Genomic DNA, 12,632 nt, shown 5'->3' with positions numbered 1-12,632 from the left:
AAGAAGCGGCTGCATACGTCGCAGCTACTCTTCTTCCTCTTCCCCCTTCCACTTGAAGTGGTAGTAGGCATCGCCGATCTTCTCGAAGTCCTTGCGCATCGGGTGGCCCTCGAACTCTTCCCACATATAGACGCGCTTGTGATACGGATGGCCGGGGAACTGCACGCCGTACAGGTCCCACGCCTCGCGCTCTTGCAGGTTCGCGCCCGGCCAGATCGGCGTGATCGACGGGATCACCGGGTTCTCACGCGGCGCCCGCACCCGCACCATCTGCCCTGGGCCGCCCTCGATGCGGAAGAGATGATAGATCACCTCGATCACGCCGTACTCCAGATAGTCGACCGCCGTGATGTGCGATAGATACTGGTAGCCCAGCCGCTCGCGCATAAACGATAGCACCTCCGGCAGACGCTCGGCAACTACTACCGCGTCGTCGTCGTTCAACTGCGGCAGCGGCCTGTGCGACTCCTGGGACTTCGCGCCCTTGGCAGCGGCAGAGTCGCTGTCGCGCGGCGCTGGCGTCGTATCGCCCGTCGTCTCGGCGGCATCTTCTTGCACGTCCTGCTGGTGCGAGCCGTGCCCGTTGGTGCGTGTCGGCCTGAGCGGCGGAGCAATCACGCCCGGAAGATCGCGCTCAAGGATCGCGCGCAGCTCGCCTTTGCTAAGCAACGACATCGCGGTCCTCCTCCGGCAATCCTGGCGTCTGCCGCTTGCCGATGATCTCGCCGATCAAGCCCTTGGGCAGGTTGCCCTCAAGCACGCGCGGATCGGTGTGGCGCTCGCCCTTGCCGCCCAGCGCCGGGCTGACGAACGGCATCATCTGGGGCGTGCCGCCGACCGGATCGGCCACGCCGTCGATCCCCGCGACCATCAGGCCGTGCGCGCCGAACTGCGGCACCGGATAGTCGGTGCTGCCGCTCTTGAGCTTGTCGTACCAGCGCACTTTGCTGATCTTCTCCTCGTCGATCTGCTCCTGAAGCGTGATCAGCGCATGCAGCAGCGCCTCAGGGCGCGGCGGGCAGCCCGGAATGTACACGTCTACCGGCACATACAGATCGACGCCGCGCACCACGTTGTAGCCGTCGCGGAAGGGGCCGCCCGACGTGGCGCACGCGCCCATCGAGATTACCCATTTCGGCTCCGGCATCTGGTTGTAGAGCCGGACGATCTGCGGCACCATCTTCTTCGTCACCGTTCCCGACACGATCATCACGTCGGCCTGACGCGGCGAGGCGCGAAACAGCTCCGAGCCGAAGCGCGCAATGTCGTAGCGTGAGGTCGCCGACGCGATCATCTCGATCGCGCAGCAGGCCAGGCCGAAGAGCATCGGCCAGACCGACGAGCGCCGACCCCAGTTGTACAGCCAGTTGACGCTGGTCAGCAGCACACCCTGCTGCTCAAGCTCTAGCTGCACCTCTTCGTCTGTCATCGCATCATAATCTTTTGGGGCAGAAGTCATAATGTTTGTTCACCTAGCAGAGAACAAAGAGCAGAGCACAAAGAACAAAATCGAAAACCCTCTGTTCTTTGTTGTGTTGTTCTTTGTTCTGTCGTTATAGCCACTCCAACGCGCCCTTGCGCCACGCATACACCAGCCCGGCTACCAGGATCAGCAAGAATACTGCCATCTCGATCAGAGCAAAGAGGCCAAGCTGGTTGTAGGCCACCGCCCAGGGATACAAATAGACTGTTTCAATGTCGAAGACGACGAATGCCAGCGCGTACAGATAGTACTGCACTTTGAACTGCACCCAGATGTCGCCGATCGCTTCCAGGCCGCACTCGTACGTGCTCTGCTTGATCGGGGTAGGGCGCTTGGGCCGGACGAGCCATGAAATAATGAGCGGCAACAGGGGGAATGTTATCGCCGCGATGGTGAAGATGCCGATGAACGCATAATTGGACAGCAAAATGGCAACTCCTTTAGGACTCCTCGACAAGCAAAAAGAGCGTATGGATATTGGGCCACATCGCTCTATCAGGACTCTATAAGGACTATGTGCATTGTATCACATACTACTTTTTGCTTGCAAACAGATGATAATCAATTTCACAAGTGCCGCTGCTATTGCAAAAGCGGCTCGTCGTCAGGCCGGGGTTTGGGAAACGCTCCCAAACAGTCCTTGTTCCTGGCCTGGATCAGCACATGCTATCTCCGCACAGGTTCCTTGATCACCCATCAGCGCGACAGCTTCAGCTCGACATGGCCGACCTGAATCACGTCGCCATAGCTCAGCGCCATTGGCTGATCAAGCTCACGACCGTTGAGCCACGAGCCGTTGGTGCTGCCCAGATCCTCGACGATCCAGGTATTGCCGTCCCACTCCAGCAGCGCGTGCTCGCCCGATAGAAACGAGTCGTTGAGCGGAATGTCGTTGGTCATCGCCCGCCCGATCGTGTTGACCTGATTGAGCGGAAACTTCTTGCCCGGCGGCAGGCCGCTCTGCCCTGGATTGATCACCGTCAGGTAGCCATACTGCGAGGCGGGCGTCGTCTCCGCTCCTGCCGTCCGCAGCTCACGAGTAATCGTCCGCAGCACCTGATACAGAAACAGGTACAACAAAAAGACCACTGCGATCCGCAGTGCCAGGATGATAAATTCGATCGAAAGGTTGCCGATGTCCATACACTCCCAAAGGCTTCAACGCAGCGCTCCACGAGAGCGCCAGGATCGACGCATCCCCTACGACTCACCGCGCTAACGCTGCTGAAAGATCAACTCCAGGCCGCCCAGCGAGACAATATCGCCGTCGCGCAGCACATGCTCGGTTGTCACCGCCGTTCCATTGACGTACGTGCCATTGGTTGATCCTTGATCGGCGATCAAGAAGCGCCGCGATTTATAGCGCAACTGCGCGTGCTGCCGCGAGATACGCGGATCTTCCAAGATAATATCATTATTTAAGCCGCGTCCAATCGTCACCAGGCTGCTTTCGAGCGGAAACGTATGCATGCCCGCGGCGGTCTGCATGACCAGATCCGCGCGCGGCCCCGCCTGCTGCTGCCCGGCCTGCCCCTTGGACTGGATCACCTGGGTGCTCTCCAGCCCCTCGGCAAGGCTGTTGCTGCGCGCCTGCGCTGCGGCCATCTCGGCAACCACCTGGATGCTGCGGCGACCGACCGCCGGATCGGGCGCGACGTCGACGCCCGGATGCTGCAAGAGCGTAAAGCCGCGCTCACGAGCGAGATCGCGCAGGTAGTTCGCCATCTCGCGCTCCAGCTCTTCCTGGATCGGCTCGAACGCGCGGAAATCTTCGGGGTTCAAAAACGCCCGGTAGAAGCTCGGCACAATCACCCGATCGACGGTAATCGTTTGTTGGCTTTCCATGGCCCGTTCGAGCCGCCGCGTGATCTCCGCCGCCGTAATCGGCGAGCGGAACAGCCGCTTGGCCGATCCCTCGACGACGCTTTCCATAAAGCCTTCAAATCGGGATAGTGCGCTCACCCCAACCTCCACCTTTCGAGTTCAAAGTTTCAAGTTCAAAGTTTCAAGTTCAAAGTTTCCCTTTGTGCGCCGGGCGCCCAGACCGGGTGCCATGCCCAAAGGGCACCCGGTCTGGCACCCGGTTCTTAGCGCTTGGCCCTTGGTTCTTCCCCTTTGCTTTTTGTTCTTTGTGCTTTGTTCTCTTTCACCGGACTCCCCAGATAGATCGGCTCAAGCATTGTCACATCGTCCACCCTGCCAGCCTGCAAGCGCTGCCAGGCTAGCTCAGCCAGCGCCGCTGGCCGTCTCACGTTATCCGTGCCAGTCGCAAACGACGCCGCATCGCCCAGATGTTCCACCAGCAACGCGCGTGCCGCCTGATCGACATCGCCGCAGAACAGACCGACATCGACAATGCCGGGCAGCTCCTCAAGCGCTAGATTATACAATGGCCCGATCTGCTCCCAGGCTGTCGTATGCCGGAACACCGCCGCGCCGTAGCGGTCGCGACCCAGCCGCACAATCGGCACCACGGGCAGCGCGCCGTGACGATGCGGAAAGGCCAGCACATCCAGCGTCGGCACGCCGATCAGCGGCAGGCTGCGCGCGAACACCAGCGATTTTGCCAGGCTCACGCCCACCCGCAGGCCACTCCAACTGCCGGGACCAAGCGCGACCGCCACCGCCGTCAGATCGGCGGGCGTCGCGTCGAGGTTGCGCAGCAGCACATCGATCATCGGCAGCACTTGCTCTGCATGCCGCCGCTCCGAGTGCCACGCACACTCGGCCAGCACGCGCTCGTCGTAGAGCGCGATGCCGCTATCGTTTGTCGATGTGTCGATCGCTAATAGCATAGGCTTGATGCGGGCCGCAGTTGCTCGACCAGCGCGGCGTAGCGCGCGCCGCGAGGCCGCACGCTGATCCGGCGTTCGGTTTCGCCCTGATGCGTGATCTCGATCGCCAGGTGCTCGTGCGGAAACCAGCCTGCCGCGCGCTCGGCCCACTCGATCACCGCGATGCCATGACCGGCGATCACATCGTCCAGCCCGATCGTCGCCAGCTCGTCGGGCGTTTCGATGCGGTACAGATCGACATGGTAGATCGGCGTGCGACCGTGGGCACGATCCGCCTGGTACTCGTTGATCAGAACAAAAGAGGGACTATTCACGTCGGCCTCGTCAACGCCGAGCGCCCCGGCAATCCCTTTCGTCAGGTGGGTCTTGCCTGCGCCGAACGGCGCGAAGAGCAGCACGAGATCGCCGGGCTGGAGCAGCGCGCCGAGCCGCCGTCCGAACGCGATCGTGTCTGCTTCGCTGTGACTGATCAGGTCCAGCGTCGCCGGTGACGCGGTGTTTGCGTGCGACATGCAGCGCATTGTAGCACATCCGATCGGCTAGCTTCAAACAGCCACAGATCCTATGATCAGATGGTATACTGCCTGCATGACAGCATCCGCTATCGAGCAGGCGCAACAGGCCGGCGCGGCCCTGACACAGCGCCGCTGGACCATCGCCACCGCCGAGTCGTGTACCGGCGGGCTGATCGGGCATCTGCTGACCGAGATCGCGGGAAGCTCGGCCTACTACCTGGGCGGGATCGTCGCCTACAGCAACGCCGTCAAGCAGCGCCATCTGGGCGTGCCCCAGACGATCCTGGAAACCGAGGGCGCGGTCAGCGAGGCGACGGCGCGCGCGATGGCGCAGGGCGTGCGCGAGCGCCTGCAAGCCTCGGTGGGCGTCGCGACGACCGGCATCGCCGGTCCTGGCGGCGGCACAGCCGAGAAGCCGGTCGGGCTGGTACATATCTGCGTGGTCACACCTGAGACAACGCTGAGCCGCCACTACGTGTTCGAGGGCGATCGTCATGCCAACAAACAGCAGACCGCGCTGCGCGCTTTAGCGCTGATCATAGAAGCACTGGGCTAAATCTGGCACGACAACGATCGTCCAGACGTGGTATCGTTGTAACTTGACAATATGAGAAAGGTGTCTATGTCGCCGTACACCAAAATCGATCTTCCAAACGGACTACGGATCATTGCCGAGGAGATGCCGCATACGCACTCCGTGTCGATGGGCGTTTTTACGAAAGTCGGCTCGCGCTACGAGCCAGCGCCGCTGAGCGGCGTGTCGCATTTCTTGGAGCACATGTTCTTCAAGGGCACGTCCAGGCGTAACGCCAAGCAGATCAGCGAGGCGATCGAAGGCATCGGCGGCATGCTCAACGCCTACACCTCATACGACTCGACCTGCTACTACGCGAAAGTCGCCGACATCCACTTCGATCGCGCCGTCGACACGCTGAGCGATATGCTGCTCAACTCGCTCTTCGACGAGAAGGAGATCGAGAAAGAGCGGCGGGTCATCATCGAAGAGATCAACATGAGCCTGGACTCGCCCGGCGATTGGGTTCACCAGCTCCTGGATGAGACGATGTGGGGCGATCAGGCGCTCGGACGCGACATCGCGGGCACGGCGGAAACCGTGAGCGGCATCACGCGCGACAATCTGATCGGCTACAAAGACCAGCACTACACCTATCCCAACACGGTCGTATCGATCGCGGGCAACATCTCGACCGATGAGATGGTCGATACCTGGACCAAGGCGCTGCACAGCTACCGCAGCGGCCAGCGCTTCGAGCCGGAGCCATCGCGCGGCCCGCAGCGGCAGAGCCGGGTGCGGCTGCTGACCAAGAGCACCGAGCAGGCGAACTTCTGCCTGGGCCTGCCAGCGCTGCCTTACACCGATCCCGATCGCCGTCCGCTCCAGGTGCTCAACTCGATCCTCGGCAGCGGCATGGCCTCGCGGCTCTTTCAGGAGATTCGCGAAGAGCGCGGGCTGGCCTACTCGGTCTACTCCTACACCGCCGAGTTCAACGACGCCGGTAAGTGGGTCATCAGCGGCGGCGTGGAGCTGGGCAAAGTGCAGGACGCGATCGTCGCGTGCCTGACGGAGCTGCGCAAGGTGCGCGAAGACGGCATCACCGAGCAGGAGCTTCAGCGCGTCAAAGAGCAGGTCAAGGGCGGCATGCTGATCGGCCTTGAGGATACGTGGTCGGTCGCCTCGCGCAACGGCTCGCACATCCTGCGCTACGACACGGTGATTCCGGTCGAGCAGGTCGTCGCCGAGATCGAGGCGGTGACGCGCGAGGACGTGCTGCGTGTGGCGCAGCGGCTGATCACGCCCGCCGCGCTCTATCTGGCGGTGATCGGCCCGTACGACGACGAGGCGCTGTTTGCCAGCCTGCTCGACATCTAAACGCGGCGTACGTAGAGCAGCATGCAAACCGGGGACGTGGGGAAGATCCCCACGTCATTTTTCTAGGACGAGGCTGGGTTGGAGAAACAAAGGGCGGATATGGCGATCGTCATTCGCGAAGTGCAAGGGGATCAGATCGAGGCCGTGATCCCGGTGCTGCTGCTGGCGGAAGAGTCCGAGCGGGCGCTGCGCTGGGGCCTGGCGCATCTGGTCGATACCGTCTATCGCATGGACGACGACGGGCAGCTTGTGGGCGCGGCCACGATGCGCTGGAACGACGAGCCGTGCGAGCTGCAAGAGCTGGCGATCGTCGAGGGGCGGCAGGGCCAGGGCCTGGGCAAGCACCTGCTTGCCTGGCTGCTCGCCGAGGCCAGACGCCGCCGCAAAAAGCGTATGCTGGTCGGGACCGCTAACAGCAGCATCTCGAACATCGCGTTTTACCAAAAAGTCGGCTTTCGGATGGACCACATCCGCCACGACTACTTTCGGTACTACCGCGAGCCGCGCTACGAGAACGGCATCCAGATCCGCGATATGCTGGTCTTCTCCTACGACCTGACCGATCATGCGAGGTAGCGAGCGATGAAGCTGGCGATCATTGGAGCAGGCGTCGCGGGACTGGCCGCCGCGCACAGGCTGCGCAGCCTTGGTTCGGGGCTTGAGATCGTCGTATTCGAGAAAAGCCGGGGCGTCGGTGGGCGAGCCGCGACACGACGGGCACACGGCGCGACCTTCGACCACGGCGCGCAGTACGTCAAAGCGCCGACGCCGGAGCTCGAAGCGCTGCTGCGGCACACGCTGCCCACCGCGCCCGTTGATATTGCGCTGCCGGTCTGGACCTTCGACCGGCACAATCGCATCGCCGAGGGCGATCACGCCCAAAACCGCGATCCCAAGTGGACCTACGTCGACGGCATTACCCGGCTTGCCAAAGAGCTGGCGCATGGCCTCGATCTGCGCCTCACGACGCGCATCAGCCGCATCGCGCAGGCCAACGGCTCGTATATCCTCTTCGACGAGCAGGATACGATTGTCGGCGCGACGGATGCCGTTCTGCTCACGCCGCCAGCGCCGCAGACGCGCGACCTGATCGCCGCGAGCGCGCTCTCTCGCACGGCGCAGACGACGATCCTGGCCGAGCTGGACAAGGTGACGTATCGCGCCTGTCTCTCGGTGACGCTGGGCTATCCGCCACGGCTGCGCTCGCGTCCGTTCTACGCGCTGGTCAACACCGATCGGCAGCACCCGATCTCGTGGCTGGCCTACGAGCACCTCAAGCCCGGCCGGAGCAGTGCCGATCAGCACGTGCTGATCGCGCAGATGGCCCCTGAGTGGAGCGTCGCGCACTGGAACGACCCGCCCCCGCTGCTGGCAGAGCAGGTCGCGGAGCTGGTCGGCAGCCTGCTCGAAGAAAGCCTGCGCGCGCCGCTGTGGTCGGATCGGCAGGGCTGGCGCTACGCCCTGCCCGACGGTCGCGCCGACTTCGAGACGCTCAACAGCGCGATCGGCGGGCTATTCTTCGCTGGCGACTACACGGCGGGCCAGGGCCGCGTTCACCTCGCGATCGAGCAGGGCTGGAAAGTGGCAGAGCGGATCGCGGCGCGATGAGCACGGACCAGGATTAGACACGACTAAGGACGGGAATTTCCCGTCCTTGTCTGATTCCGCACGTGCGCTCGATCGAGGAGTCGTTTCTATTCAAGATAATCGCGGAGCTTCTTGCCGAGCTTGGGATGCCTGAGCTTGCGCAGCGCTTTGACCTCGATCTGCCTGATCCGCTCGCGCGTGACATCGAAGATCTTGCCGACATCTTCCAGCGTATTATGCCGCCCGCCCTCGATCTGGAAATCGTACTTTTTGCGCGAGGGCAGATCGAGCAGCATGCGCCGCTCCTCATCGGTCAGATGCAGCCCATAGCGCAGCTTGATGACCAGCCGCTCGCGCTCGTTGAGCTGATCGAGCACCTGCTCGACCGCCTCCTTGCGCATCTGGTTGGCCGCCGCGTCCGACGGCGCTTCGACCTTCGAGTCCTCGATGAAGTCGCCCAGGCTGCTATCTTCTTCCTGCCCCACGGGCGTTTCCAGCGATACAGGCTCCTGCGCCGCCTTGTGAATATCGCGGACCTTGTTGGCGGCCCGCTCAAGCAACTGGCGCATGCTCACATCGTAGTGCTTGGACTGTGGATTGATGATCGCCGGGCTGGTCTGCAACCGGATGCGAATCTGCTCCGGCAAAATATCGGGCTGATGGCACTCCAGCGCGATCTCCTCCGGCCTCGGCACGCGGCGCAGCACCCGCTGGAGATACGTCTGTGTCTCCTTCAGCCGCACGTAGGTCGGATTGTTGACATCGCCGGTCGCCATGACATTCTGGACGCGATCGGCGGCGCGCTTGAGGCTCTGGATCATCTGGGGATCGTACGCCCCGACACAATCCTCGTCCAACTGCGAGGGCATCAACTGGTACATCAGGCGCTGCTGCTCGGTCAGAATGCTGGGAATACGGCATTCCAGCGCCAGCTCCATCATCGTCGGCTCGCGGTCAAGCTCCTGTACCAGATGGCGGCTGATCTTCATCAGCCGGTTGATCGTCTCGACCATGTGAACCGGAATGCGGATCGTGCGGGCCTGGTCCGCGATGGCGCGAGTGATCGCCTGGCGAATCCACCACGTCGCGTAGGTTGAGAACTTGTAGCCTTTGCGGTAGTCGAACTTCTCGACGGCGCGCAGCAGGCCCATGTTGCCCTCCTGGACAAGATCCATCAGCGACAGGCCGCGATTCATATACTTCTTGGCGACGCTGACCACCAGCCGCAGGTTCGCGTTGGTCAGCGCGGCGCGCGCCTCCTGCGCCACCTCGATCGCCCGGCGCAGGTCGGCGGCCTCAGCCGAGTGCGGGTCGGTCAGACGCTTGAGCTTGGCCTCGGCTTTCTCGCCCTGCTCGATCTGCCGCGCCAGCCGCGCCTCCTGATCGCCGGTCAGCAGCGCGACGCGCCCGATCTCGTACAGATACATGCGCACGCTATCGCCGACGCCGGGATCGGAGTGATCGAGCACGTCGCCGACGATCACGATCGGGTCGAGATCGATATCCAGCGTGAAATCTTCCTCCTCGACCAGCTCGTCGATGATCGTGATCCCGGCCTTGGTCAGCGCCTCGTAGATCTCCTCAAGCTGATCCAGGTTTTCTTCCGGCTGGGCGACAAGCTGCATGATCTCTTCTTGCGTGACCTTGCCGCGCTCCTTACCGCGCTGGATCAACTGCTCGAGCGAATGAACCGCCTCAGCCGCAGCAACTTCCTCCAATGCAGTCTCGGCTGTCTGGGACGGGGTATATCCTAAGTCTTCAGTTAAATCAAGATCGTGGTCAGCCATACGATGATGTCTCCTCAGCCAAGATGCATAGGGCGAAAGATCAAGAACAAACGATGTCCAAAGCTGGTGAACATGCTACTTCAACTGATCAAGACGATTGCCGAGGTCGATGTAAAACGTGCTCCGGCGGGGCGCTGTCACCAGATTTTGATACTTGTTGAGCGCCACAAGACGGCTTTCAAGGGTCCGCTGGTCTTCGGGATCGTCCACTGACTCATACATGGCCTTGAGCTGATTCTTACGAGTGATCACGACGGTTTTGCGAAGTTCTTGGGCGATGCGTGTAGCAAGCTCGGCAGCGTGATACTGGCGGTTGACCACGGGCAGCTCAGGTGTGTCCTGATATGTTAACAAGCGCTGCGCGTGTGTCTTAAGATACGGGTCGAGAGCATCCAGCCAGGCGGTTAGATCGGGTGTGGACGGTTGGGCGTGGCGCAGCCAGGTTTGCCAGATCTGCTGGTTCTCGATGTGGACCAATGGTTCCTCCACCGAGCCCTGGATGTCGCCGACGATCTCCGGAAATTGTGAAATGTCCTTTGACAATTCCGATTCTACCGCAGAACGGACGCCAGGGAAACGGAGCAAGAGAGACAATAGTTGGTCTTCGCGACTCAATGAGGTACTAGCTGCGGTCGGGCCGATCTCAAGATTCGAGCGATTCACCCCACGACCGCGCCGCACACGCTCGACCTGATCGCGGATCAGCCGCTCCTCAAGACCAAGCTTCTGCGCCAACTGTTGCACGTAGTGCGCGCGCTCCACCGGATTTACCAGCGCCCCGATCAGCGGCGCGAGACGCTCCACCGCATCGGCGCGGCCTTTGGCGCTGCGCAGGTCCAGATCGTCGGTTAGCTGATCGAGGTAGTACACCATCAGCGGCTGCGCGGCGGCGACCAGCGCTCGCCAGTCGTCGGGATTGGCGCGGATCACCTCGTCGGGATCGCGCCCTGGCGGCAGCGCGATAATTTTAATCACGCCGTCAAGCTCGCGCTCCCAGCGGATATAGCCCTGCGGCGTCGGCACCGGCACCACGGTGGAGTCCATGTTCTCACGCAGCGTTTGCAGGCCCTTGAGCGTCGCGTTGGTCCCGGCGGCGTCGGCGTCCAGCGCCAGATAGACGCTGCGCGTCAGCTTTTTGACGATCCCGACCTGCTCGGCGGTCAGCGCGGTGCCCATCGGCGCGACGACGTTGGCAAAGCCGGCCTGATGCGCCATCAGCACATCGACGTAGCCCTCGACAACCACCACGGCATCTTCGCGGCGGATCGCCTCGCGGGCCATATCGATGCCGTAGAGCACGCTCGATTTGTGAAAGAGCGGCGTTTCGGGCGTGTTCATGTACTTGGCGTGATCATCGCCGAGCGCCCGCCCTCCGAAGCCGATGATCTCGCCCTTGAGGCTGCGGATCGGAAACATCAGCCGGTTGCGGAAGCGATCGTAGTAGCCGCCCTGCTCGCGCTTGATCACCAATCCGGCGGCCTCCAGCTCGTCGGGCTGGTAGCCCTTGCGATCGGTCAGATAGCGCAGCAGATCGCTCCAGTCGTCGGGAGCGTAGCCAAGCTGCCAGGCCTCGACCGTCGCCTGCGTGAGGCCACGCCGCTCGATGTAGGCCCGCCCGATCTGGCCCTTCTGGGTGCTCACCAGCACATGCTGCCAGTAGATCGCCGCGTCCTCGTTGATCTGACGCAGCCGAACCCGCGTGGCGTCCTCTTGCTCGCGCTCCGGGGTGCGCTGCTCAAGGTGAACACCCGCGCGCCCAGCAAGCTGCCGCAGCGCATCGCCGAAGTCCAGCCCTTGCCGCCCCATCACAAAGTTAAAGACATCGCCAGCCGCGTGGCAACTGAAGCAGTAGTAGCTCTGCGTGTCGGGAAAGACATAGAACGCCGGTGTGCGGGCGTTGGGGTGGAACGGGCAGAAGCCGGTGAAGTTGCGGCCCGCCTTACGCAGTTGAACACCGCTCTCGTTGATCAGAGCAACGATGTCGAGGCGCTGCTTGATGTCATCCGTTACCGTCATAGCGCAGACACTCGCCGTTTCGGGACGGCCTACCTGCTCCAGCCGCATGCGCGCCCAGGCGACGCGACGAGTACAGCCGAGCGGGTAGCCGATCGATAAAGGTTACATACTCCATGTGCGCGGCACATAGATCTGATTAAATACCTTGAGCGCATAGCGATCGGTCATGCCTGCAATATAATCAACGACCGCGCATTCGACATTATCACCATGCCGATCACAGATCGCCAGGAGTTCGGCGGGCAGCGCTTCGGGATGCTGCATGAAGTGCGTGAAAAGCTGGCCGAGCACAAAATAGACCTTGTGGTCGTCTTCTTTCGCCGGTCCCGTCACATACACGTTCGCAAACATAAACTCGCGCAGCGTGTTCGTCGCCTCCAGGATCGCCGGGCTCATCGTGATCGTGCGTGATTCGGGCGGCGTACCCTCGCCGGTCGCCCACCAGTTGTTGTCGATCAGATCGCAGACCATGGTGTTGATGCGCTGCGAGTGGGTGACGCCTAGCACGTCGATGCAGGAGCGCGGCAGATCGGATTCCTGCAAGATCCCTGCCCGCAG

At 62.2% G+C, this 12,632-nt stretch carries 14 protein-coding genes; 4 read left to right on the top strand and 10 right to left on the bottom strand.

The features are described 5' to 3' along the window. Positions 1-24: 24 nt before the first annotated feature. The 7 genes from VFZ66_14090 to tsaE form a co-directional block, all read right to left on the bottom strand. Positions 25-675, bottom strand: a complete 651-nt coding sequence (locus VFZ66_14090) for an NADH-quinone oxidoreductase subunit C (protein ID HEX6290319.1) — start codon at positions 673-675, stop codon at positions 25-27. Beyond that, complete coding sequence (locus VFZ66_14085) at positions 662-1,429, bottom strand: NADH-quinone oxidoreductase subunit B (GenBank protein HEX6290318.1); 768 nt, start codon at positions 1,427-1,429, stop codon at positions 662-664. Before VFZ66_14085 ends, VFZ66_14090 begins: the two co-directional genes overlap by 14 nt. Positions 1,430-1,553: 124 nt before the next feature. Then, positions 1,554-1,910 (bottom strand): NADH-quinone oxidoreductase subunit A, encoded by a 357-nt coding sequence (gene ndhC / locus VFZ66_14080; protein HEX6290317.1) that lies wholly within the window; start codon positions 1,908-1,910, stop codon positions 1,554-1,556. Positions 1,911-2,179: 269 nt separating this feature from the next. Continuing rightward, positions 2,180-2,626 (bottom strand): FHA domain-containing protein, encoded by a 447-nt coding sequence (locus VFZ66_14075; protein HEX6290316.1) that lies wholly within the window; start codon positions 2,624-2,626, stop codon positions 2,180-2,182. 72 nt (positions 2,627-2,698) lie between these two features. Continuing rightward, positions 2,699-3,445, bottom strand: coding sequence for a DUF3662 and FHA domain-containing protein (locus VFZ66_14070; protein ID HEX6290315.1), 747 nt, complete (start codon positions 3,443-3,445; stop codon positions 2,699-2,701). A gap of 125 nt (positions 3,446-3,570) precedes the next feature. Further along, entirely contained in the window at positions 3,571-4,278 is a 708-nt protein-coding gene (gene tsaB, locus VFZ66_14065; GenBank protein ID HEX6290314.1) for a tRNA (adenosine(37)-N6)-threonylcarbamoyltransferase complex dimerization subunit type 1 TsaB, read from the bottom strand. Continuing rightward, entirely contained in the window at positions 4,269-4,790 is a 522-nt protein-coding gene (gene tsaE / locus VFZ66_14060) for a tRNA (adenosine(37)-N6)-threonylcarbamoyltransferase complex ATPase subunit type 1 TsaE (protein HEX6290313.1), read from the bottom strand. Before tsaE ends, tsaB begins: the two co-directional genes overlap by 10 nt. Positions 4,791-4,866: 76 nt before the next feature. Between tsaE and VFZ66_14055 the strand changes: the two genes are divergently transcribed. The 4 genes from VFZ66_14055 (at position 4,867) to VFZ66_14040 (ending at position 8,292) form a co-directional block, all read left to right on the top strand. Continuing rightward, the gene (locus tag VFZ66_14055; GenBank protein HEX6290312.1) at positions 4,867-5,349 is read left to right on the top strand and encodes a CinA family protein; all 483 of its coding nucleotides are present in this window, start codon (positions 4,867-4,869) and stop codon (positions 5,347-5,349) included. A gap of 66 nt (positions 5,350-5,415) precedes the next feature. Next, positions 5,416-6,684, top strand: a complete 1,269-nt coding sequence (locus VFZ66_14050; protein ID HEX6290311.1) for a pitrilysin family protein — start codon at positions 5,416-5,418, stop codon at positions 6,682-6,684. Positions 6,685-6,783: 99 nt separating this feature from the next. Next, positions 6,784-7,260 (top strand): GNAT family N-acetyltransferase, encoded by a 477-nt coding sequence (locus VFZ66_14045; protein ID HEX6290310.1) that lies wholly within the window; start codon positions 6,784-6,786, stop codon positions 7,258-7,260. 6 nt (positions 7,261-7,266) lie between these two features. Beyond that, a complete protein-coding gene (locus VFZ66_14040; GenBank protein ID HEX6290309.1) occupies positions 7,267-8,292 on the top strand; it encodes an FAD-dependent oxidoreductase in 1,026 nt (341 codons plus the stop codon). 86 nt (positions 8,293-8,378) lie between these two features. On the opposite strand, the gene VFZ66_14035 is transcribed toward VFZ66_14040, so the two are convergent. The 3 genes from VFZ66_14035 to VFZ66_14025 form a co-directional block, all read right to left on the bottom strand. After that, entirely contained in the window at positions 8,379-10,058 is a 1,680-nt protein-coding gene (locus VFZ66_14035; GenBank protein ID HEX6290308.1) for a sigma-70 family RNA polymerase sigma factor, read from the bottom strand. 75 nt (positions 10,059-10,133) lie between these two features. Beyond that, positions 10,134-12,074 (bottom strand): DNA primase, encoded by a 1,941-nt coding sequence (gene dnaG / locus VFZ66_14030; GenBank protein ID HEX6290307.1) that lies wholly within the window; start codon positions 12,072-12,074, stop codon positions 10,134-10,136. A 102-nt stretch (positions 12,075-12,176) separates the two neighbouring features. Next, positions 12,177-12,632: deoxyguanosinetriphosphate triphosphohydrolase (locus VFZ66_14025; protein ID HEX6290306.1), on the bottom strand; the 456-nt coding region annotated here is incomplete at its 5' end.

This window comes from Herpetosiphonaceae bacterium (assembly GCA_036374795.1).
GTDB lineage: Bacteria > Chloroflexota > Chloroflexia > Chloroflexales > Kallotenuaceae > LB3-1.
The sequence above is the reverse complement of the archived record's forward strand: the minus strand, read 5'-3'. Positions and strand labels throughout refer to the sequence as shown.